This is a genomic window from Calothrix sp. CBUCES-K 9914 (assembly GCF_059640475.1).
In genome coordinates, this window is the sequence record NZ_JBXXZH010000113.1 from 1 (window position 1) to 20828 (window position 20828).

A 20828-nucleotide genomic window follows, 5' to 3' on the forward strand; every position below is an offset into this window, starting at 1 on the left:
GAGGAGAAGATTTGTCTTCAATTGCCCGTATTTATTCATTTGCATTTGGCGATTCGGAATCGGATTTAGCAAAACAAGTTGTAGCTGGTCAATTACAATACTCTTCTGCTGTAGCTCTGCATATCATGCACTCTGCTGTATCTTTTTGCAATCCTGATGCTTTTAGCTTTGAAGAACCATATGATATTACAGATGGAAGAAGAGTGAAAAATCCAGGGCGCCCAGCAGAAATTTTAAAGGGAACTACATTGGAAAAGTGGGTGTCGCTTTCTCGCTTCTCTTCTAAATCTCATTCACCTGAAGATGTCGAGTTAGCTGTTAGCTTACTAGCAGATGTTTCAGACAAAGTATTACTTCAGTTATTTGATGAATTTAGACCATTTACTGTACATAATGCTGAAATGAGAGCTTTACGAACTCGTCTACTTGACCCTGATGCACGCGCAGATTTAATTCAAAGTAAATGTTATAGTTTGCTATTTGAGGGCAGTGGAGTTAGAAATGTTTTTGAAGAACATCATAAACGTTTGGTTGCAAAGAAAAAAGATTTAGAAGACTTACACCAAAAAGTAGGTGATTATATCGAAAACCAACTTAGCGATGCGAATGCTGTGGTCAAAGCGTTGGATAAACATGAAGATGAAATCAAAAAACATAGAGCTTCAAAGCTTTTTAACGTAGATTATCAAAGATTTTCTTCTACAGACAATTTTGATGAGAATCTTAAAGAGTTAGTAGCACGTTCTAAACCAATATTTGATACTATATCTACACAAGCTTTTCAACTTGGATACTTGATGGCTGTTCATTCAGTTGTTGAGTCTATGTTAGCAGTAGATACCCCTTACGATATACGTGTTCAATGTATAGAATTTGTTTCAAGCTTATATCTTAATACACTCAATACGTTTTTTTCATCTGATTCAAAAGTAGAACATTACACTTTAACTGGCTTAATTACAGAATCAAGAATTAGAGTGTTTGATATTAATGAATTAGGACTAAGGAAATTACTGACGCTTAGTGGTGTTAAGGAACTAAATGAAAAACAGTGGATATTTTTCCGATATGGAATTTTAGAAATAGTTCATTCAAAGCACGCTTACAAAGCATTAGTTGATGGGTTGAATCAGGCTAATGACCAAAACCTAGTAGACACTTATAAAAGTAATTTACCTGGTCTAATCGCAAGTATTATAAAAATACGTGAAAGCTACATTAGTAAAGCAGTAGAAGTCAACTTAAATTTATCTGACTTTAAACGCGAAACCTACGTATTAGAAGCAGAGTCTCGTGGACAAGGAAAAACAGACTATGAAATAGCACAACTTGTTAAAGATAAGAAAACTGAAATGGAAAAGGACGTGCGTAGTAAGTGCGAGGACAATATTAAAGCAAGCTTAGGTGAATTTGCGAATGAAGACAAAATAGTCAAGCGTATTACAGAAGCTGTATAAAATTAAAAGCCTAAACATATTGTTCAATCTACTGTAGGCGCCTTTACAAACTAGTATTTTATTGGAGAGTGTATTTGCAATTCGATAATTTATTATCAAGAGCAGACGACGAAACGCTACAAAAATTACTTGGTGGCACCGCAGTTCGTCTAATTCATCTCTTAGACCCAAGCCTTGCAACTCCATCTCGCTTACAGGAGATTCTAACGAAGTTATACACTCCTGCAAATCTCCTGCAATCAAAAGAAACTCGTCCCCTACTTTTAAATTTGCTACGCCCAGAGCAAGCAAAAATTCTAGCGAAAATTATGCAAGTTCAAGTAACAGGGGATGTTTTCGAGGCGTTGAAACAAGCCTCAGTACGTCGTGGTTCAGAACGTGAACGCGCACTGTTTGATTTCTTCGAGTTACCGTTACCGCAGTTAGAAGAGATTATCGAAACTCCTTCATTAGAATCAGCGGCGCCAGGTTATCCCTTGTTTGAACATCAACGTATTGCAGCACGTAAAGTACAAGATTATCTTAAGCAGGAACCAAGACGGGTGTTACTACATATGCCTACTGGTTCAGGTAAAACTCGTACCGCAATGAATATTATTGCCGACCATTTACGCTTTAATGAACCAACTGTAGTTATCTGGTTAGCTTACAGCGAGGAGCTTTGCGAACAAGCAGCTACAGAATTTCAAAAAGCTTGGCAGTATTTGGGAAACCGTCAAGTGTCTGTTTATCGCTTTTGGGGCGTCTGTGAACTTGATGTAGATCAACTGCGAGACGGTATTGTAGTTGCCGGACTTTCTAAGGTATATAGTAGAACGAAGCAAAGCATACGATTTATTAATAGACTGGGTAGTCGTTCATCATTGGTCGTTATCGATGAGGCGCATCAAGCAATTGCGGAAACTTACAAATTAGTTCTTGATGTATTGGTAGTACCGTATCAAAACTCAGCGCTACTAGGTTTGACTGCCACACCGGGACGAACTTGGAGAGATATTAATAAAGATGCTCAGTTATCAGATTTTTTTGCAAAGCGTAAAGTTACCCTTGAAGTACCGGGGTATAAAAACTCAATCAACTATCTAATATCTGAACAATATCTTGCTCGTCCTTCCTTTCGTTCCCTTTATTACAGTGGTAACTCAAAAGTAACCGCTAGGGACTTAGACCGTATTCAGGAAGAGCTTGACTTACCCCAAAGTATCTTGGATAAATTAGCCCAAGATGAACAACGTAACCTTCGTATTATCTTAGAAGTAGAAGAACTAGTTGAACGTCACCAACGAATATTAGTTTTTGCAGCTTCCGTAAAACATTCAGATTTACTTGCTATAGTGTTGCAAACTAGAGGTTATCAAGCATCTTCAGTTACAGGCGCCACTCCATCACAACAACGCTCACGGTTAATAAACAGTTATAAAGATATATCTAATGAAATAAAAGTACTATGCAACTACGGTGTTTTAAGTACTGGATTTGACGCGCCTCGAACAAGTGCCGCAGTAATTGCACGTCCTACCAGGTCGCTTGTTCTTTACAGTCAAATGATTGGGCGTGCTATCCGTGGTGTGAAAGCAGGTGGAAATAAAACTGCTGAAATTGTAACTGTCGTTGATAGCATTTTACCTGGATTTGGTTCTATTACAGAAGCTTTTCATAACTGGGAGGATGTTTGGGACTAGGGGCAAATATAGAAAACTCGTTATAATTCATCTGTAAAGTTACTAATATTTCTTGTAAACTTCAGATTAATTTAATACTTGTAGATAATTTTAGGGAAAAATAGAAATAGGACAAAATAATAACGATTATCACTAGGGGTTATCAGTAAAACATATGTCTAACAATCCACACGATATAGTTCCAGCACATTTAGCAGTTCAAGCAATGCGAGATAATGGTTACAAAAACGCTGCTTATGCAATTGCCGAACTGATGGATAATTCGATACAGGCAGGTGCCACTGAAGTAGAATTGCTGTGTGCGGAAACAGTAAGTATGGTGGAGCAACGTCGAAGTTCTCGCATTTATAAGATTGCTGTTTTAGATAACGGTAGCGGTATGGATGCAACGGTTTTACGTTTAGCATTACAGTTTGGGAATGGTACATATTTAGAAAAATCAAAGCACACGGGTATTGGTAGATTTGGAATGGGGCTACCATCTTCCTCTGTTTCTCAATGTCAGAAAGTAGAAGTTTGGAGTTGGCAAAACGGTATAGAAAAAGCTCTTTACACCTATTTAGATTTAGAAGAAATAAAACAGCAACATCAAACAGAAGTACCAGAACCAATAGCGAAGTCAATACCTCAAAAGTGGTTCAAAGCTGGTAATATATTTGGTAAAACTGGGACTTTAGTAGTCTGGTCAAATATTGATAAGTGTATTTGGAAAAAAGGCACTGCTATCATAGATAATTCAGAATTTCTCATTGGTAGGATATATCGCAAATTTTTAGAAAATGGTAAAGTTAATATCCGGATGAAAGTGTTTGATTACGATACAAATGATGTTACTGAATATAAAAATGCTTTGCCAAACGACCCTGGATACTTAATGAAAAAAACATCGTGTCCTCCTCCTTTTGATAAAACTCCTATGTTCGAGGCTTGGGAAGCGGATGGAGAGGGAGCAGAACTTCCAATAAATGTTGATTTTCGTGGGGAGACTCATACTGTTATATTACGTTTTTCCCATGCAAAGGAAGAAGCACGACAGGCTGAAGGTGGAAAAAATCCAGGAAGTCTTCCTCACGGGAAACACGCATTTAATAATTTGGGTATATCTGTTGTCAGAGCAGGACGGGAGTTAGAGCTAGATGAAACTTTAGTGAATCATTACAATCCAACAGAACGATGGTGGGGTGTAGAGATTGAGTTTCCACCAGCGTTAGATGATTTATTTGGTGTAACAAATAATAAACAATCAGCAAGAAATTTTCAAGAAGTATTAAACGTTGATGTTGAATCTTTACTAAAAGATAATAAAACAATTATTCAACTTAAAAAAGAATTTAAAGAAGAAGAAGACCCAAGAGGTCCACTGTTAGAAGTTGCTTTAAGAATTAGGAATCAGCTTGCTTCTATTCGTCGTATACTTCACGCACAGACTCAAGGAACTCGCAGCGCAAGTACTAAACGTTATCCTAGTCCAAAAGTTGAGGAAGTAGCAACAGTAGTAACACAAGAAAGAAAAAAGCAAGGACATCAAGGTGCCAGTGATATACAAGAGTCTTTACCAAAACAAGAGCGAAAAGAGATTATCGAAAAAGCCTTGGTTAATGAAGGATTCACAAAAAATTATGCAACAGAATTAGCCGCAACAACTGTTGATAGTAATTTTAAGTATATATTTGAAGAAGCAGATACCGATACACCAGCTTTTTTCACTGTCAAGTCAAAAGGTGGAGCAATTATAGTTTTACTAAATACTAGACATCCTGCTTATGACAATTTAATGGAAATTTTAAAACAAGATGTTGACGACGTAGATGCAGAAACTTTACGTTCTCGTCTAAGTAATTCATTAAAAGGCTTACAATTATTATTAGGGGCTTGGGCACGTTACGAAGATGAACAGCCAGAAGGGAAACGGCGTCAAGATGCTGCTGAGATTCGAGCGAATTGGGGAAGTATGGCTAGATTATTTTTAGAAAAAGATGATTAACTTGTGGCGCCACTAGGATACCAGTTAGAAAAACTATGCGCGGAAGCTCAAAAAGACGTTGTACTCACGGCGCCTTTTATAAAAGCTCCCGTGCTAAACAAACTGCTGTCACTATTACCCAACGATGTAAACCTGATATGTATTACGCGCTGGCGCCCAGAGGAAATTCTAGCTGGTGTAAGTGATTTGGAGGTGTGGTCTGTTATTAAAGCTCGTCCCAAATCGTCTTTATTATTAAGACCTGACCTACACGCGAAGTTTTATCGTGCGGACACAAACTGTCTTGTTGGTTCAGCTAATTTAACAGCTTCAGCCCTTGGATGGTCAAACAAACCTAACTTAGAGCTTCTTGTAGCACTAGCTGTGACAACAGAATTAAGATTATTTGAGATAGAGCTTTTAGCAGGATGCATTCAGGTTGATGAAAGTTTATTTAACCAAATGTCGGCAACTGTAGAAGCGATGACAACTCATCAAATAACACCATATATATTAGAGTTTGAAAGCAATATAGAAGAAGCATCTATTCAAAGTGTTTCTTCTAAGGTTTGGATACCAACCCTGCGTAACCCAAAAGATTTATATTTAGCTTATTCTGGACAATTAAAGCGCTTAAGTACAACCTCTGCTAATGCTGCAATATCTGATTTACAAGCTTTACAGTTGATTCCCAACCTACCAAGAGGCGCCTTTAATGTGTATGTAGGAGCGATATTATTACAGATGCCAATTATTCGACAAGTAGATATGTTTGTTGTGACTCCACAACGATTTGGCGCTGTACGAGATTTTCTGTCATCGCTTCCATGTAGCAGCAGTCCAGATTTTAATGCTAGTTATGCATGGCAAACACTAATGCGCTGGTTACGTTATTTCTTACCTAACCGTTATGCTTTATCTGTACCTAATTATTCAGAGATATTTTATCGCGTTCCCATCAGTTAATAGTAATATTAGGTTGTGTATATATCAAGCTACGTATGGAAAATACATTAACTTCTAAAAATGCTCCTATATATCTTGATTACCATTCAACAACACCTGTTGATAAACGAGTTGCTGAATTGATGCTACACTATATGACCGCAGTATATGGTAATGCCAGTAGTACAGACCATACTTATGGTGAAGAAGCTAAACAAGCTGTTCTACAAGCTGCAAAGAATGTAGCAAAATTAGTAAATGCTTCACATCAGGAAGTAATTTTTACATCTGGCGCCACTGAAAGTATTAATTTAGTAATTCAAGGTTGTGTTCCATACGACAAAAGACTTGATACACCTCGCATCGCGGTTCTACCTGTTGAACACAAAGCTGTTTTAGATACTTGTTACGCACTTGCCAAAAAGGGATTAGCAGAAATTGTATATCTTGAGGTTAATTCAAAAGGACAGTTAAATTTAGAGCATCTTGAAAAAGTATGTGCTTCTAAAGTGTCGCTACTTTGCGTCATGGCAGCAAATAACGAGATTGGAAATATTTATCCAACTCGAGAGGTTGGCGCCATTGCCCAAAGATATCAAATACCGTTTCTCTGTGATGCTTCGCAATCTGTAGGCAAAATACCTATAAACTTTGAAGACTGGGGAATTACCTATTTAGCTATATCCGCACACAAGTTATATGGTCCCAAGGGTTCCGGCACCTTGGTAGTAAGGAAAGGTCACAAGCTACAACCTATCTTATTTGGTGGTGGTCATCAGAAAGGACTACGTTCAGGTACATTCAACGTTCCTGGTATTGTTGGGTTAGGGGAAGCTTGTCGTCTGCGGCTGCTAGAAATGCAAGAGGATGAGAAGGTAATTGCCTCATTGCGAGACAAGTTACAAACCCTGTTACAGGAAAGTATTCCAGGTTTAGAGGTTAACGGTGATGTTGAAAATCGCTTATCAGGTAATCTCCATATTTCTATCTCCGGTGTTCCTAACAGCGCAGTTATTGCTAGAGTTAGACACCAATTAGCTATATCTACAGGCGCCGCTTGTTCGTCTGGTGTAGAAACACCTTCGCATGTACTTACTGCAATGGGTTTACCAGATGATTATGTAGAAGGGGCACTACGCATTGGTATTGGTAAATTTACAACTCCAAATGAAATTGAAAGCGCAGCTAAAATAATTTCCGAAGCAGTTAGTTTAACTCGTCAAGCGTTTTAAGATAAGAGCAGGTTCACTTTCAAAGGAAATATAATAAAGCTTCTATGCTCTTATTCACTAAGCCATTGATGCATACGTTCCCAAAGAATATCGCATATACGCTCAGTCCTTTTATCTACAAAAGCTTTATCCCATAATCCTGTCATTCCTAATTCAACAACAGGTATAATATGATGATTATGGGGAGTATTTTTTAACAAATTAATTGTAGTTAGTTTTAAGTTTACTCCATTGTCATTTGCAAGCTTTTCTAAATTTGCTAAATTACCAAGGTCTGTTTCTGCTAAATGACTATAATATATCCATTTTTCAATCCACAGCTTGTTACTGGCAGAGCTATTAATATCTGTTGGTAAAAGCGTTAAATTGCCGATTTGCTGATAACTATAATCTTCATATAGCTTTGAGTCCCACTGTGAATTATCTGGTAATTTTTGACGTTGAGGTGCTACATGTTCAATACTCTTAAAATGTTCAGCGCGCCATTTATATGGCTCTAAATATTGGCTACAACCAGATTTGCCAATTTTCATTAAACCTGGATTAGTTTTATCTGGAATAGTATCATGTGACGTGACAAATAAAGCAAATTTGCAAACTTTTTGGACATAATCATATCTTAAATAAGACTTTGCCTTATTTTTCCAATCATCTTTTGTTGCTATACCTTTATCAATCAGAACTTCCATTAAGTATTTTTTAAGCGCTTTAACAGTTACTCCAGAATTACCTTTCTCCCATGACATCTGGTCACGTAACAGTTTTCTATATATTTCATCAAGTCCTGCATTGGGTAAAGCCGAGCGCCAAAGCGTAAAAAATGCAGCAACTGCTTTGCAAGCAAATACAAACTCATTATCTGCATTCTGTTCTTTTCTTATAACAAGAGCATAAAAGCGACTTAAAATAGTATTAGCCATTTTGTGACCTGCATCCTGAAGGTACATTACACACAAAGCTGCTTGCTTTTTATGTTCATCTACTACATTCTCTGTTTCAGGAATAGCTGTAAATCGAGAAGAATCAAAATCGATTGCATTTAGCCAATAAGTTGCTAAATCTCCCATTCTACGGATAAACTCTTCTTTCTTATTTACAGATGCACATTCATTATACTTTTCTATTAACCATCTTCTTTGTGCGCTAAACTGAGTAGATAATTTAGTGCCATCATGTGCTAAAGCGAATACAGTCAGAAATTCGTTTGTTATTTTATTTTTACTAGAAGCACTTACTGATGAGCTTAGTAACTTGTCTACACGTTCAAAATATTGTTCAGATTTAGAACCTTTAAATCCTCCATTTGAAGTAACAACATTATTAACTACCAATGGTTTAAAAGTTTCAAGTGCAGTTAAGGGTGTTCCTGTTGCGTTGAGCGATTGAAACATGTCAAATGCCCAAGTCTCAGACACTGGTTCAATTAACGTAAAACAACAACGTTCAAGCAAATAGTAACAAAAAGCAAAAAGTTGAACAATTGAACACATCCGCTTTTCAACAGGAGACATTGGATTTTGGCGGTTTTTAATTAGAGACTTTAAATCTTCTCGCTCATAGTTCCATAAGTCTACTTCATACATTTTGTCTAATATTTCCCAAGCTGGTGGGAAATCTTCATTATCATTGGATTCATGAGCTTTTTCAACATTATTCAATAATGAATTAATTCTTGATATATTTCTACTAACTAAAGAATTTTTTTTTGCTTTTGGGTTATTCAAATTAGCATTACTTGCAATGGCACCTATAAATGAGGCTATATATGAAGATACATCTGACTTATAATTGTCATTATCACCATCATATGTCCATCTATCCTGAGATCCTCGAATGATGATTGGTTTTAGTGACGGTGTTCCTCGGTTTAAATCTAAAGAAAATATTGCTAAAAGTCTTGTTTTGTAAAATTGGTATGCTTCTCTTATGCCATCATATTCACTATCATCTGGCATTTTTTCAACTAATTCATGAAGACGTTTATATAACTGGCAAGATACTAAGGCAATGGTAGAAATACGCTGCTGTCCATCAATGACATTGTTTATAGTTGGTGGTAAAGCGCGCTTATCTACTGGGTCAATACTATTTTTGTTTCGCTCTGTAACTAAAATAACTGTGCCTAAAAATCGTATAGAGTTCTTATCCTCAGAAAGAAGAATATCAACGCCACGACAAATATCTTCTATCAATTGTTCTACGTTTTCCCCACCCCAGCTATACTCTCGTTGATACAAAGGAATATAATATCCAACTCCTGCTTTTTGAAAAAAAGTCGATATCGTTTCACTAGATGTTCCAAATGCCTGAGAAATATCTACCATAAATATTTACTTCCTTTACGAAAAGTAATTTAGTATTAAACATTACCACTCAATAATTAACCTAGCACATGCTTAGTTAACTTAGCGACAGTAGTATGTTGAAATTGCGGACGACTATATTTTTATATCGTTATTTAGTTTTCAAAAAGTTATAATTGTATTCTGTGCCTTTCTTGCTGCGACACAGGCGCCTACCCATTAAGGTATTTACTTGTACGGTACTTATTGGCACAGGTGCCCACATTCGGCTGCATCGCTTTCCCTATAGTAATGCTGATAAATGCCCGTTGTTTGCTACCTTAAGAAAGGCACCTTTACCCAAACATACATATAAATTTATCAATCAAACCGAAGCAATCAAGGAGCGGTAACTGATGCGATTACATTTTTTAAAACGAGATGTTCAGAAAATACTCGAACATACTAAAAACTCTAATCGCCATATAGCTATATATGAAGAAGAAAGTACAAAGCGACCAGGAATACTAATTGTAGGAGACGAAGGTATTTATCTTATCTCGAACGGCGAACCAGGTTTACTACATGACGGCGCCCTTGGAGAAGCGACCCCAGAAAAACCAGCATTTGTAGTATATGCAAGGGAATGTAATCCTAAAACACTACCCTTCGATGAATGGCGCCGTGTAAAAGAAGAATCGTTTGGTTCTGATGACGGTATTGATTTTTTGGGAGTAGATTTCATCGAAGCTGCTTTGCTTAGACCTGGTGAATATATTCAACTTGAAGTTAATGAAGAAGGTATCGACGCATTATATTAACAATGAATTTACTTAATGTACTATGAGCCAATCGAATGATTCTTGGCTTTTACAATTGCATCAGGAAAAAGCCTCAGAAAGTTTTGGTTAATCATTGACTTCTCAAATTCAGTTAACTTGTTCGTACAACGTTGTTCTATTTTTCTTCTAATTGACTTTGCGTAGTCCTGTAGGTTTAATTTAACTTGATTATCATCTAATAGTTTTAATTTTGTTGCATAAGGAATACTATCTAACCTACTTTTTACCATCGGGTCTAATTTTTCTCTTAACTCTTGGTTTCTACACGCACCACCTCTTCTGTTTCGCATTTTGAGATTCTCCTTGTAACTGTAAACAGTGTATAAACAAAATTTATTTTATTTTGTTTAGGGCGCCTTCCCCTTGTAAGGAACGTACTATCTACTGACCCATTAGTACTTTTGGCTCACCTGTAAACCAAACGCCATCTACTCGCAAGTGTTTAATAACCATAAAGTGCTAGCACCGTGAGCGTGCCTTTATGTAAAAGACAAACAGGTAATGAACAACGCTTATTTTACTTTATTTGGGGCGCCAACATAATTTACACTGCTGCTAATTCCAGATTGGAGATGAGTTACAGTCGTAAGAATTCAGTACTATACGTAGCATAATCCACGAGCGATAAATACCGAGTGTGTAAACCAAATAGCAGTATTCGCTTCAATGATTTTTTGTTCGCATTCTACCGAAGTGCATAAATTGTTTACAGTCAAGCCTATTAGATATTAAGGCGCCTGCATATTTTATTAGTACAATTTGTTCTCACTTTCTTGGATTTAAGTTGCTTTAGATATAATCTGACGTTATGACAGTATCCAATTTTACAATCCGTCTCATGAAGAGGTCAGAAGTAGATTTGGCGATTGCTTGGGCAGCCTTGGAAGGCTGGAACCCAGGTAATTGTGATGCCGAGTGTTTTTACCAGATCGACAAACAAGGTTTTTTTATTGGCGAATTGAACGGCGAGCCTATAGGTTGCATTTCCGCTGTTGCCTATGATGATAATTTTGGCTGTATTGGTTTTTATATCGTCAAACCAGAATATCGTGGACACGGGTATGGTATGCAACTTTGGACTTCGGCAGTCTCATATTTAGGAGCAAAACGAAATATCGGTTTAGATGGTGTAATAGCTCAACAAGAAAACTATAAAAAATCAGGTTTCCAAATTGCTTATAATGATATCCGTTATGAAGGCGTCATTAATGGCACTTTGTCTCCAGATATTGTGGAACTCAGTACTGTGCCGTGTGCTTTGTTAGTTGCTTATGACCGCCAATTTTTTCCGGGAGAGCGCTCAAAGTTCCTGCAATCTTGGATTGCACAAGAGCATCATATTGCTTTAGGCATTAAGAGCAACGATGCTCTTGTTGGTTATGGAGTCATCCGGCAGAGCCATACTGGTTTTCGGATTGGACCGCTATTTGCCGATTCAGAACAGATTGCCGAAAAAATTTTGCTCGCTTTATTTGCCAAAAGTCAAGATGCTTCTGTATTTATGGATATACCCGATGCGAATCCAATTGCAATTACTTTAGCTCAACGGTTTGGAATGGAGCCAGTATCGGAATGTGCAAGAATGTATACTCGCATGCCCCCTAACTTACCTATCAACCATATATTTGCTGTAACAACTCTTGAAGTTGGCTAGCATAATTTAAAATAATTTACTAGCTTGATATTTACAACATATTGTAGATGTTGCATAAGTTGACCGTCCAGAGGGAGATATAAGTATATAAGGCGCCAAAACTTCTATATCCTATGTTGAACAAATCCTTGCTACGCTTAATCTTGCTGTCAATCGCAACTCTTACAACTTTTCCATGCAATGCCAGTACTACAGAACTAAAAAATCGAGAAGACAGCAATAGTAGTTTAGTTGTACAGGCGCCTAGTAATACGATATATGTATTACTATTTAAAACAGTTAATAATACAGAAGGAATTTATACAATATTTTATAAGAATCGTAACAAATTACTCATGTTTGAAAAACAAGACGATGCTTTAGTTTATGCCCAAAAGCTTGAAAAACAAAATTTTTTAGGGTCGAAAGTAGAAGCAATTTTAGAATCGGAGGTTCAAGCATTCTGTAAAACCTCAAATTATGATTGTGCATTGGTTAGGGCAGGCGCCAATCTAACACCACCAACGAAAAATGGCAGATGGGAGGGAGTAAATAAAATAACTTGCAATGACAAAGAATGTTACCCTGTCAAAGGTAATCCTTAAGCTTTGGAGTTGCTCGTTGCTTGATACTTTTGATTCAGGCGCCCTCATTTATTGGCACCTGCACAACATTAGTTTTTGTAAATAATGCATAAAATAGAAAGTTACAGCAGAGCAAGCGTATAAGGTTATTGAAGCTAAGAAAAAATGTCTACTAATAATCGTAGAAGCTTCGAGTTCAGGCGCCGGATCGACAATGTTGTATATCGCTACAACCCTTGTGAACCATTTCAGGGACAATTAGCATGGAAACGCGAAGATTTAGACATTTGGGTAACTCTAGTTAATGGGCACGGTTGGGTATGCGTGGACGAGAAGCTCGATATTGTTGCAATCCCTTCGGAAGTTGCCATCGCCGAGCAAGACAGTTCATCTCCACCCGCTGGTGTTTGGGTAAGTCGAAAGGGAGACAAATCGTATTTGTATGAACTTGTCTATATATAACAGGGCGCCAATCTTTTAATGCTATACGTTCGTGTAACGTTAGAAGCCGCCTATCTTCCATACGAGCGAAACTTCGCCCAGCTATCAAGTACAAAAATATACTTGAGATACTAAGGTTTTATACGCCGGACTCACAAACAAAATTGTTCATTAATTAGTGTGCTTGAGCTTTGGATTTAAGCGGCGCCGTTCTGTTTTAACGCCACCATCGTGACACATCCAAAAATCGCTGTTGCAATCTTTATTAGGGTGCCTTTACCTCCTAGTTTATCAATTAATGGTATTAATGTGCCGATACTTTCCTCACATTACGCGCGGTTTAATCGGTAATGTGGGGAGTTTTAGGCGCCAGTGACAGCATATTTTTCAAATGCTTCCCTAACATAATTTCTTAAATACCATAATGGCTCGCCAAATTCTTCAGCTTTTTCAGCCCCTAATTCAATAAATAACGGTCTCCTTTTGTTTATTTCAGATGCAACTTTTGATGCAAATTCCTCATCATAAAAATCTTCAGGACTTGCTTGTTGTATAGAGCAGAGATTACTTTCCTCGCTTGACAGCAAATCTACTTCATCCCTATATTGCTCTAAAGTAGAATTGGAATCACATGGAGCTGCTTCTTTGAAAACAAATGTGAAGGCAAGTATCTGACTAGTTTTAGGATAACTATCGTACCAAAGTACATGAAGTGCGGAAGCTAACACTCTCCTTTGCCATATATGTGTACTAGGAGAATCTAAAAACTCTAGAATTATTTCTAAACTCTCTTTAGATGCAATAACCAAGTCTTGGTCTTGTTGCGAAAAATAAAGTCCATCGTTAGTTGACCAAAATTCCAATATAGAACGTGAAAGAGCCGGACGCGAACAACTCTCACTAAAATCTGTTGAACCGCATTGAGGACATGGCTCTCTCCAAGCGCTTGTTTCCTCAAAAGATACGCTCAACTCGTCAAGTAACCTTGTTTCCTTATAACCGCAGTTGTCGCAAGTGCGGCTTTGTGAGTATTGTTCTGTTGACATTGGTAAAACTTCATTTTATACTACACAAGTGACATTATAATACATAAAAATCTGAAAAATGCAGGGGAAATATCGGCGCCAATTATAATCAAATGTTTGGAGCTTCGACGGAAAAGGTGTATGAGCGTGCCAATTTTTCAAAGACTTTACGAATTGTTCGGTTAGATTTGTTTGCAAAAAGCTGCACCATCAGCAGCAGCAACTTCCGCAGCTCTAGCTTCATCTGATGTTGCCACTAGATAAATATTATTGTCTTGACGCAAGATTGACTGATCTTTCAGTTCACCAGTTTTGAACCTGAAACCCTTGCGGAAAGAAACATATCTACCACCAGGTAAAGTTTTAGGTGGATTTTTAGGGTCGGTGTTAACCTCGCGTGATTGAACAGTATAAGCTTTATCTTTCTTCAAAACTATTTTAAAAATAGTTTCACTCTCCGCCTTGACATTCATAAGCAATCAACGGGCGCCAGCTTCTTTGAGCTAAAAAAGGTGAAAAGTTAAATAGGTTTGTTGCAACGCAAACTAACAAGCAAGTAGTTGAAATTAAGAATGATTTTTGCATTTCTGTTTTATATCTACAATTTCTACAATATATGTAAGTTTTCAAGACTTTATGCAGGCGCATTACTCTATAATGAACTAATTATCGCTCGAATGAAACGCGCACTACCCTACCATAATTAATACAGTTCGCTTTAACAAACTTTGAGGCTAAGTGCATAAATTGATGGCGCCGAACATACCTAGGAGTACAAGGCTGAGGTCAAAACTCATACTAGTACATAATCCAAGGTAATTATGAAATTTCACTTCATCCGTACAAGTGTTTTAACAATAGCAGTTATTATTTCAATTGTAAGCAGCATTGGAATCGCTAGTGCCCAAATTCAAAGAAAACCAATTAAGCCTGTTTTACAGGTAAATCCTGCAAACTTTGAAAAACTCTCACCAAAAATTTACGGTGAAGTGCAAGTTAGATTTGGTCGCAACGCATCTAAAGGTGCCCTTAAATGTAAAGACTTAAGTGTCGTTCTATACAGCAACGAAATAGAACCTCAAGCCGTCTTCTTATCTAGTTCCCCAATATTTTATTACTCTAATGAATTAAGTGGAAATATTAACACTGGCAAGTGCAATTACTCTATTACTTTTGCTCAACAATATGTAGGAAAAAAAGCTTGGTTGAGTTTTGTTGCTGGTGGTCATTATACTAATAACGCCAAAGCTATTATTTTAGGAGACAAACCTCTTAAGATGGACACAACAACTACATTTACTAGAGTTGATTAATATCTCGTATAAGTTAGAACGTTAAGCTAGCGTTGCAACTCTTGAGGTAGACAAATTACAACGGTGCCGTAGTTGTGTTCTATCTTTACTGCGCCTCTTATAAAGAATGCTTTTGAGCAGCGTATTTTTCAAATGCATCTCTAAGATAATTGCTCAAATACCATAGTGGCTCGTCAAACTCAGAGCCTTTTTCAACTCCTAATTCAATAAATAACGGCGACCGTTTTTTGATTTCAGATGCAACTAAGGTAGCAAATTCCTCATCATAAAAATTTTCAGGGCTTACTTGTTGAAAAGAGCAGAAATTACTTTCGGACGAAGATTGCAAGTCAGTTTCATCCGAATATTCCTCCTCATTAAAGTTCAACCCATCTGAACTCGGCGCCTCATAAACAACTGAAAAGGCAACTACCTCGCTAGTTTTGGGGTAACTATCGTACCAAAGTACATAAAGTGCAGAAGCTAACACTCTCCTTTTGCATATATTAGTACTAGACGAATCTAAAAACTCTAAAATTAGCTCTAAATTGTCTCTAGAAGCAATAATTAAGTCTTCATCTTGTTGCGAAAAATAAAGTTTATCATTGGTTGCCCAGACAGACAATATAGAACGTGAAAGTGGTGGGGTTGAACAACTCTCACCAAAATATGTTGTTAAACCACATTGAGGACATGGTTCTCTCCAAGCGCGCGTTTCTTCAAAGGCTGCGGTTAATTCGTCGAGAAACCTTGTTTCTTCATAGCCGCAGTTGTCGCAAGTACGGCTTTGTTCGTATTGTTCTGTTGACATTGGTAAAACTTTAAACTATACTACATACGCTACATATACTATATAAATATATAACATTGAAAAATGCAAGGCACCTATCTCTCACTGCTCCACGTTGAAATGCACAAAAAGTTTGTACTATCTAACAGTACATTTTAAGAACCATTGGTTCCCAAATTATTCAGGTGCCTCTCACTTTCTGCCTATATACTACTCAGTAGTACATTTGGAGAACAATTCGTTCTCAGATTATCCAGGCGCCCACTCACTGCGCTCCTCATGCACAAAAACGCGCTTGATACTGAACTGTTTCATATTTGGCGAATGGCAAATGCGAGAGTATCTGCAAACCCTAAGTATACTTTTGTTCTTTTTACTCTCATAGCTAGCACTGGACGAACAACACTGATTTTACTTTGTTTTAAGGCACCGATATTACCATACAACGAAACTATAGATGGAAGAGGTCAAAATACAGTTTCTGGATTTACTAACTTTACTAATCAACCATCACAATACCGTACTTTGTATTTTGTCACCTTGTCCCATTTACTGAATCCTCCATAACAGGATAATAGTAAACCACCGACCTCTTTTGTCTTCGAGGCATCACTGTGATAAGTCGTTTCTACTTCCTTACCCGGACGTGCTTGTGCGGCTTGGAAAATACCGTTGTCTAAAATTTTTTGCTATTAATTTAAATGCTTGAGCCTCACACAACCAATGTGCTGCTTCTTTTCTCCTTTCTTGTGCAATTTTCAACCAGTACATCGCTTCATAGTTATTGAGTTCAATTTCTGCTTGTCGTTGTTTTTCCTCCGCTTGTAGTTGCTGTTCTTCTGCCTGTCGTTGTTTTTCCTCCGCTTGTAGTTGCTGCTCTTCTGCTTGTAATTGTTTGTCTTCAAATTTTCTTCGTTTAAAGTTGTGCATTGACGATTTGGGAGGTGATGCGGCAGCAGGTGTTAGTATTGATGAATGTATTTTGTTTTCCAAATTATGACTATAACCAATCAATGGTTTAGCAGAACCGCCACATTTACTAATGATGCTTGCCAAAAAAGTTACAATGAATACACTAACCACTCGATATAGTGTGGCTTTTTGCAAAGGTTTATTGAGTGTACAGTTCCTATGCTTTCTTCTCTTCTTAGATAGAATTTCACATTTAGAATCTGACTTTAATGAATCATAAGCGAAAAAATCTTTAGCTTGATTATGCTTATTTTGATAATCTAAGCCAAAGCTTGTACTATTTTTATTTTGATACAAATTACTAGAAATCTTATCGTACAGAAGGAATTTATGCCTAGAGATAGCAATTAGTAATCTTGCATATAGCAATTTTACAATCCTATGTATAACTAGAATTTCAACAATAATTTTTGGTTTCTTTTGTTCAATTAATTCATTCCAAAACTCCCATAAATCACCTTGCATCTCTTCATTCAAGAACAATACGCTAAAATCACGGATTTGCTCAATCTTTTTGATAAGCAGCTTGTAAATTGTAAAACGTAATAGCATTTCTGTCCCCAAAGTTCCCTCAAAATTGGTCAAATAGTATCTAGAGGTAAATTTATTGCTTTTAACTGATAAAAGAAATCATCAATTTCATTTGCAATTCTTTCACCTTCGGAGGTAAGAATATAATATTTTCTCCTTGCATTTTTCCTTTCTGTTAGTCTTTGTTCTCCCCACCTTGATTGAATAAGACCTTTTCTTTCAAGATCATCTAATGCTGGATATAGACTACCACACCCTACTCTTCGCGTATTACTACTTGCTTTCTCTATATATTTTGGAATTTGTCCGCCATATAGTTCTTTATTATGTAAACAGAGAATTATCCACTCCTGTAGACGAGATATATCGTCGAGGTTTATGGGTCTTCTTTTCATAAAAAACACACTTTTTTGGATGCATACAATGCTACCAAAATTTATTTAGCTAGCAAGCAGTATGATATATCAAATTTTTGATAATCACTGAAAGGTAATATGTATCTTAACAAATCAATCTTTATTTTTAAACAAACTAGATTGATTCCATGTGAACGTACTATTTTTCAATCAGCTATTTGAGACTAGCAAAAAAAATAATAATGTTCAAGTTAAAATTTGAACTACTAGTATCTTTTTTTTGATATACCTTGAAAAAAAGATGTTAATTTTTGTTAAGTAAATTAGTTTATACAAAACAATTGTGTTGCTTTACATTCTCAACATCGTTTAATTGATCTATATTAAAAAATTGATACATGTGCAAAATTGTCATTTTAATTGTTAATCTAATTATCAGTAATGTGCTTTGATGTCTTGAATACAATAAATTCTAATAAGAGGAATCAAATGTTATCTAATAAAAAATTCAATCTTGTAACTATCGGTTACTTTATATTTGTAACTGCTTTAATAGCTGCAATTGTAGGTTTTGATGGAACAGTAGTTTTAGATATGACACCTTTTCGATTAAAAGTCACCATTGATAGTACTCCGCAACATAATATACTAAAGCCTGTTTCTGAAAATAAGAGTCAAAATGACAATTTAATTGCACACTAGTACCACTTGGCGCAAGTAAGCATACCATTGGAATCAACAAAAAGGCGCCGCATTGCTCCCAACTTTTATTGATGAGCGGCGCCGACGGTAGAAACAGAATTAAATAATGCAGCTTCTGCTAAAACGAAGAAAATGAAGAAAAGTAAAACGGATGATATCGCATCTCTTGAGGCGCCTGCTTCAGAAACACCGATATTCCCATTGCTGAAAAACTATTAAACAATATAAGTCGTTTGTAAAAAACTTTTTATAGCATCCCTGCCCGTCCTAAAACTTAAAAAATAACTTAATATGAATGTTGGGTTCCTCTTCGTTCCACCCAACCTACATTAGTTATGCATGAACTTAGTATTACTCAAAATATTGTAGCGATTGTTTCTGAATATGCTGAAGGTAAGAAAGTACAGCGTGTTTTATTAGAAATTGGTAAACTATCGGCAATTTTACCTGATGCAATTAAATTTTGTTTTGATATTTGCTCGCAGGGAACTGTTTTAGAAGGCGCCATGTTGCAAATTAGAGAGATACCTGGTTTGGCTAGTTGTCGCAACTGCGGTACACATATTTTGCTTGAAAAACCTTTTGGTCGATGTACGTGTGGTTGTACGGAGTTAAATTTAATTGCTGGTGAAGAGTTAAAAATAAAAGAAATTGAGATATAAGATTTATGTGTGTTACCTGTGGCTGTTCGGATGATGGAGATGTAAAAGTAACTATGGTTGATTCGCTTCATGATGATAATCATCACCATCATACACATGTTTTGCCTGATGGTACTGTTATCACTCATACCCATCATCATCATGAGCATGAACATACACATTCTGAACCTGCCCATATTCATGCTCAAGTTCACAGCACAACAATATCGGTAGAAGCTGATATTTTAGCAAAGAATAATTTACTTGCGGCTCAAAATCGTGGTTGGTTCAAGGGACGAAATATTTTAGCTTTAAATTTAATGAGTTCTCCTGGCGCCGGGAAAACAACTCTACTTACTCGCACTATCAAAGATTTAAAGCAAAAACTAGAAATTAGCGTTATTGAAGGCGACCAAGAAACTATTAATGATGCTCAAAAAATCCAAGAAACTGGTTGCAAAGTTGTACAAATAAATACCGGAACAGGTTGTCATTTAGATGCAGGAATGATAGATAAGGGTTTACAACAGCTAAACCCACCTTTAAATTCTGTTGTGATGATTGAAAATGTGGGTAATCTTGTTTGCCCAGCATTATTTGATTTGGGTGAGAATGCCAAAGTTGTAATTCTCTCGGTAACAGAAGGAGAAGATAAACCTATTAAATATCCTCACATGTTCCGCGCAAGTCAGATAATGATTATCACAAAACTTGATTTGCTACCTTATGTACAGTTTGATGTACAAAAATGTATTGAATACGCGCGGCAAGTAAATCCACAAATTCAAGTTTTTCAAGTTTCTGCACAAACAGGTGAAGGTTTAAATGATTGGTATAAGTGGATATGCCAGTAATTGTAAGTTGAGCAGTGCCCACTTTACTAAATTTTTTACAAAACTGTAAGATAACTTTGCTCAGAATTCATAGGTAACAATCGTAATTTATGGTTTGTTAAATCTGGCTCAAGTCCTAAACGTTGCATTGGTATCACACCTAATAAAGCATATTGTACTTCTGTTAGCTCTAAGCAGTCAAAAGTACTTTGGCGCCCTTCAATATATAAGTCAACATCTCTAAATATTCGCCTTTTTTGTATTCCAGTACTTGTTTCTACGTTTACTTCTCCTCTTTGGGCTAAACCTAATTGAGTAATCACAGATGAGGGTAAACATAGTAATGTGGAACCTGTATCGACTAAAATATTTGTCAATGTAATGGAACGGACTTCTTCTTGGGAAATAAAACTATGTTCGGCTAATATTTTATCAATTTGATTGGTTACGTTTAAGGTTATTATTACTTGACCTGTTTGTCTCTCAGAAAAATATGGTATTGATACATCTCTCATAATATCATACCTTTAAGCATTTACTACTATAATACTCAATTAAGCTAAGTTTATAAAATGAATCCCCCCTAACCGCCCTTAATAAGGGGGGAATAAGAAGCTATTCTTAG

22 protein-coding genes and 1 pseudogene are annotated in these 20828 nt (G+C 36.5%); 14 read left to right on the plus strand and 9 right to left on the minus strand.

What is annotated here, in order from left to right; translation table 11 throughout:
• The 5 genes and pseudogenes from AC2JBO_RS23560 to AC2JBO_RS23580 all read left to right on the plus strand — a co-directional run.
• Nucleotides 1-1457, plus strand: a pseudogene (locus tag AC2JBO_RS23560) (DNA sulfur modification protein DndB); the annotation flags it as partial.
• Between the two features lie 74 nt (nt 1458-1531).
• Nucleotides 1532-3139 (plus strand): DEAD/DEAH box helicase, encoded by a 1608-nt coding sequence (locus AC2JBO_RS23565; protein ID WP_496956064.1) that lies wholly within the window; start codon nt 1532-1534, stop codon nt 3137-3139.
• Between the two features lie 154 nt (nt 3140-3293).
• Nucleotides 3294-5123, plus strand: coding sequence for an ATP-binding protein (locus AC2JBO_RS23570; RefSeq protein ID WP_496956065.1), 1830 nt, complete (start codon nt 3294-3296; stop codon nt 5121-5123).
• Nucleotides 5124-5126: 3 nt separating this feature from the next.
• Nucleotides 5127-6068: a phospholipase D family protein gene (locus AC2JBO_RS23575; protein WP_496956066.1), complete on the plus strand. Its 942-nt coding sequence runs from the start codon at nt 5127-5129 to the stop codon at nt 6066-6068.
• A gap of 35 nt (nt 6069-6103) precedes the next feature.
• Nucleotides 6104-7279, plus strand: coding sequence for a cysteine desulfurase family protein (locus tag AC2JBO_RS23580; protein ID WP_496956067.1), 1176 nt, complete (start codon nt 6104-6106; stop codon nt 7277-7279).
• 50 nt (nt 7280-7329) lie between these two features.
• Here AC2JBO_RS23580 and AC2JBO_RS23585 read toward each other — a convergent pair whose 3' ends face one another.
• On the minus strand, nt 7330-9603 hold the full coding sequence (locus AC2JBO_RS23585) for a DUF262 domain-containing protein (protein ID WP_496956068.1): 2274 nt from the start codon (nt 9601-9603) through the stop codon (nt 7330-7332).
• Nucleotides 9604-9977: 374 nt separating this feature from the next.
• Between AC2JBO_RS23585 and AC2JBO_RS23590 the strand changes: the two genes are divergently transcribed.
• Nucleotides 9978-10382, plus strand: a complete 405-nt coding sequence (locus tag AC2JBO_RS23590; protein ID WP_496956069.1) for a DUF3085 domain-containing protein — start codon at nt 9978-9980, stop codon at nt 10380-10382.
• A 20-nt stretch (nt 10383-10402) separates the two neighbouring features.
• On the opposite strand, the gene AC2JBO_RS23595 is transcribed toward AC2JBO_RS23590, so the two are convergent.
• The gene (locus tag AC2JBO_RS23595; RefSeq protein WP_496956070.1) at nt 10403-10693 is read right to left on the minus strand and encodes a hypothetical protein; all 291 of its coding nucleotides are present in this window, start codon (nt 10691-10693) and stop codon (nt 10403-10405) included.
• A 548-nt stretch (nt 10694-11241) separates the two neighbouring features.
• Between AC2JBO_RS23595 and AC2JBO_RS23600 the strand changes: the two genes are divergently transcribed.
• From AC2JBO_RS23600 to AC2JBO_RS23610, 3 genes are all read left to right on the plus strand, one after another.
• Nucleotides 11242-12057, plus strand: coding sequence for a GNAT family N-acetyltransferase (locus tag AC2JBO_RS23600; RefSeq protein ID WP_496956071.1), 816 nt, complete (start codon nt 11242-11244; stop codon nt 12055-12057).
• A 113-nt stretch (nt 12058-12170) separates the two neighbouring features.
• Complete coding sequence (locus AC2JBO_RS23605; protein ID WP_496956072.1) at nt 12171-12641, plus strand: DUF3110 domain-containing protein; 471 nt, start codon at nt 12171-12173, stop codon at nt 12639-12641.
• Nucleotides 12642-12785: 144 nt separating this feature from the next.
• On the plus strand, nt 12786-13082 hold the full coding sequence (locus AC2JBO_RS23610) for a hypothetical protein (protein ID WP_496956073.1): 297 nt from the start codon (nt 12786-12788) through the stop codon (nt 13080-13082).
• 341 nt (nt 13083-13423) lie between these two features.
• On the opposite strand, the gene AC2JBO_RS23615 is transcribed toward AC2JBO_RS23610, so the two are convergent.
• Together AC2JBO_RS23615 and AC2JBO_RS23620 are read right to left on the minus strand one after the other, a co-directional pair.
• On the minus strand, nt 13424-14107 hold the full coding sequence (locus tag AC2JBO_RS23615; protein WP_496956074.1) for a hypothetical protein: 684 nt from the start codon (nt 14105-14107) through the stop codon (nt 13424-13426).
• A gap of 161 nt (nt 14108-14268) precedes the next feature.
• Entirely contained in the window at nt 14269-14559 is a 291-nt protein-coding gene (locus AC2JBO_RS23620; RefSeq protein WP_496956075.1) for a hypothetical protein, read from the minus strand.
• Nucleotides 14560-14907: 348 nt separating this feature from the next.
• Here AC2JBO_RS23620 and AC2JBO_RS23625 point away from each other — a divergent pair, with 348 nt between their 5' ends.
• Entirely contained in the window at nt 14908-15399 is a 492-nt protein-coding gene (locus AC2JBO_RS23625) for a hypothetical protein (RefSeq protein WP_496956076.1), read from the plus strand.
• Between the two features lie 97 nt (nt 15400-15496).
• On the opposite strand, the gene AC2JBO_RS23630 is transcribed toward AC2JBO_RS23625, so the two are convergent.
• Complete coding sequence (locus tag AC2JBO_RS23630) at nt 15497-16189, minus strand: hypothetical protein (RefSeq protein ID WP_496956077.1); 693 nt, start codon at nt 16187-16189, stop codon at nt 15497-15499.
• 258 nt (nt 16190-16447) lie between these two features.
• Between AC2JBO_RS23630 and AC2JBO_RS23635 the strand changes: the two genes are divergently transcribed.
• Nucleotides 16448-16735 (plus strand): hypothetical protein, encoded by a 288-nt coding sequence (locus AC2JBO_RS23635; RefSeq protein ID WP_496956078.1) that lies wholly within the window; start codon nt 16448-16450, stop codon nt 16733-16735.
• Here the strand turns inward: AC2JBO_RS23635 and AC2JBO_RS23640 are convergent.
• Genes AC2JBO_RS23640 through AC2JBO_RS23650 form a run of 3 tightly spaced genes read right to left on the minus strand, consistent with a single transcriptional unit; the run spans nt 16672 to nt 18066 of the window.
• Entirely contained in the window at nt 16672-16851 is a 180-nt protein-coding gene (locus AC2JBO_RS23640) for a DUF6289 family protein (protein WP_496956091.1), read from the minus strand. The genes AC2JBO_RS23635 and AC2JBO_RS23640 overlap by 64 nt on opposite strands.
• Entirely contained in the window at nt 16805-17704 is a 900-nt protein-coding gene (locus AC2JBO_RS23645; protein WP_496956079.1) for a hypothetical protein, read from the minus strand. The genes AC2JBO_RS23640 and AC2JBO_RS23645 overlap by 47 nt, the downstream gene beginning before the upstream one ends.
• A gap of 17 nt (nt 17705-17721) precedes the next feature.
• Nucleotides 17722-18066 carry a PadR family transcriptional regulator gene (locus tag AC2JBO_RS23650; RefSeq protein WP_496956080.1) on the minus strand — a complete coding sequence of 115 codons (345 nt, stop codon included), beginning with the start codon at nt 18064-18066 and terminating at the stop codon, nt 17722-17724.
• 450 nt (nt 18067-18516) lie between these two features.
• Here AC2JBO_RS23650 and AC2JBO_RS23655 point away from each other — a divergent pair, with 450 nt between their 5' ends.
• The 3 genes from AC2JBO_RS23655 to hypB all read left to right on the plus strand — a co-directional run bounded on the left by AC2JBO_RS23655 (nt 18517) and on the right by hypB (nt 20224).
• Complete coding sequence (locus tag AC2JBO_RS23655; protein ID WP_496956081.1) at nt 18517-18729, plus strand: hypothetical protein; 213 nt, start codon at nt 18517-18519, stop codon at nt 18727-18729.
• 335 nt (nt 18730-19064) lie between these two features.
• Entirely contained in the window at nt 19065-19391 is a 327-nt protein-coding gene (gene hypA, locus AC2JBO_RS23660; RefSeq protein WP_496956082.1) for a hydrogenase maturation nickel metallochaperone HypA, read from the plus strand.
• A 5-nt stretch (nt 19392-19396) separates the two neighbouring features.
• Nucleotides 19397-20224 carry a hydrogenase nickel incorporation protein HypB gene (gene hypB, locus AC2JBO_RS23665; RefSeq protein WP_496956083.1) on the plus strand — a complete coding sequence of 276 codons (828 nt, stop codon included), beginning with the start codon at nt 19397-19399 and terminating at the stop codon, nt 20222-20224.
• Between the two features lie 35 nt (nt 20225-20259).
• Here the strand turns inward: hypB and AC2JBO_RS23670 are convergent, their stop codons facing one another.
• Nucleotides 20260-20718, minus strand: a complete 459-nt coding sequence (locus tag AC2JBO_RS23670) for an aspartyl protease (RefSeq protein WP_496956084.1) — start codon at nt 20716-20718, stop codon at nt 20260-20262.
• Nucleotides 20719-20828: the final 110 nt, after the last annotated feature.

Bases quoted from the DNA above. Each gene is read 5' to 3' on its own strand.
- AC2JBO_RS23570 (WP_496956065.1), top strand. From the start codon at position 3,294: ATGTCTAACAATCCACACGATATAGTTCCAGCACATTTAGCAGTTCAA.
- AC2JBO_RS23580 (WP_496956067.1), top strand. From the start codon at position 6,104: ATGGAAAATACATTAACTTCTAAAAATGCTCCTATATATCTTGATTAC.
- AC2JBO_RS23585 (WP_496956068.1), bottom strand. From the start codon at position 9,603: ATGGTAGATATTTCTCAGGCATTTGGAACATCTAGTGAAACGATATCG.
- AC2JBO_RS23590 (WP_496956069.1), top strand. From the start codon at position 9,978: ATGCGATTACATTTTTTAAAACGAGATGTTCAGAAAATACTCGAACAT.
- AC2JBO_RS23595 (WP_496956070.1), bottom strand. From the start codon at position 10,693: ATGCGAAACAGAAGAGGTGGTGCGTGTAGAAACCAAGAGTTAAGAGAA.
- AC2JBO_RS23600 (WP_496956071.1), top strand. From the start codon at position 11,242: ATGAAGAGGTCAGAAGTAGATTTGGCGATTGCTTGGGCAGCCTTGGAA.
- AC2JBO_RS23605 (WP_496956072.1), top strand. From the start codon at position 12,171: ATGTTGAACAAATCCTTGCTACGCTTAATCTTGCTGTCAATCGCAACT.
- AC2JBO_RS23610 (WP_496956073.1), top strand. From the start codon at position 12,786: ATGTCTACTAATAATCGTAGAAGCTTCGAGTTCAGGCGCCGGATCGAC.
- AC2JBO_RS23615 (WP_496956074.1), bottom strand. From the start codon at position 14,107: ATGTCAACAGAACAATACTCACAAAGCCGCACTTGCGACAACTGCGGT.
- AC2JBO_RS23620 (WP_496956075.1), bottom strand. From the start codon at position 14,559: ATGAATGTCAAGGCGGAGAGTGAAACTATTTTTAAAATAGTTTTGAAG.
- AC2JBO_RS23625 (WP_496956076.1), top strand. From the start codon at position 14,908: ATGAAATTTCACTTCATCCGTACAAGTGTTTTAACAATAGCAGTTATT.
- AC2JBO_RS23630 (WP_496956077.1), bottom strand. From the start codon at position 16,189: ATGTCAACAGAACAATACGAACAAAGCCGTACTTGCGACAACTGCGGC.
- AC2JBO_RS23635 (WP_496956078.1), top strand. From the start codon at position 16,448: ATGCACAAAAACGCGCTTGATACTGAACTGTTTCATATTTGGCGAATG.
- AC2JBO_RS23650 (WP_496956080.1), bottom strand. From the start codon at position 18,066: ATGAAAAGAAGACCCATAAACCTCGACGATATATCTCGTCTACAGGAG.
- AC2JBO_RS23655 (WP_496956081.1), top strand. From the start codon at position 18,517: ATGTTATCTAATAAAAAATTCAATCTTGTAACTATCGGTTACTTTATA.
- hypA (WP_496956082.1), top strand. From the start codon at position 19,065: ATGCATGAACTTAGTATTACTCAAAATATTGTAGCGATTGTTTCTGAA.
- hypB (WP_496956083.1), top strand. From the start codon at position 19,397: ATGTGTGTTACCTGTGGCTGTTCGGATGATGGAGATGTAAAAGTAACT.
- AC2JBO_RS23670 (WP_496956084.1), bottom strand. From the start codon at position 20,718: ATGAGAGATGTATCAATACCATATTTTTCTGAGAGACAAACAGGTCAA.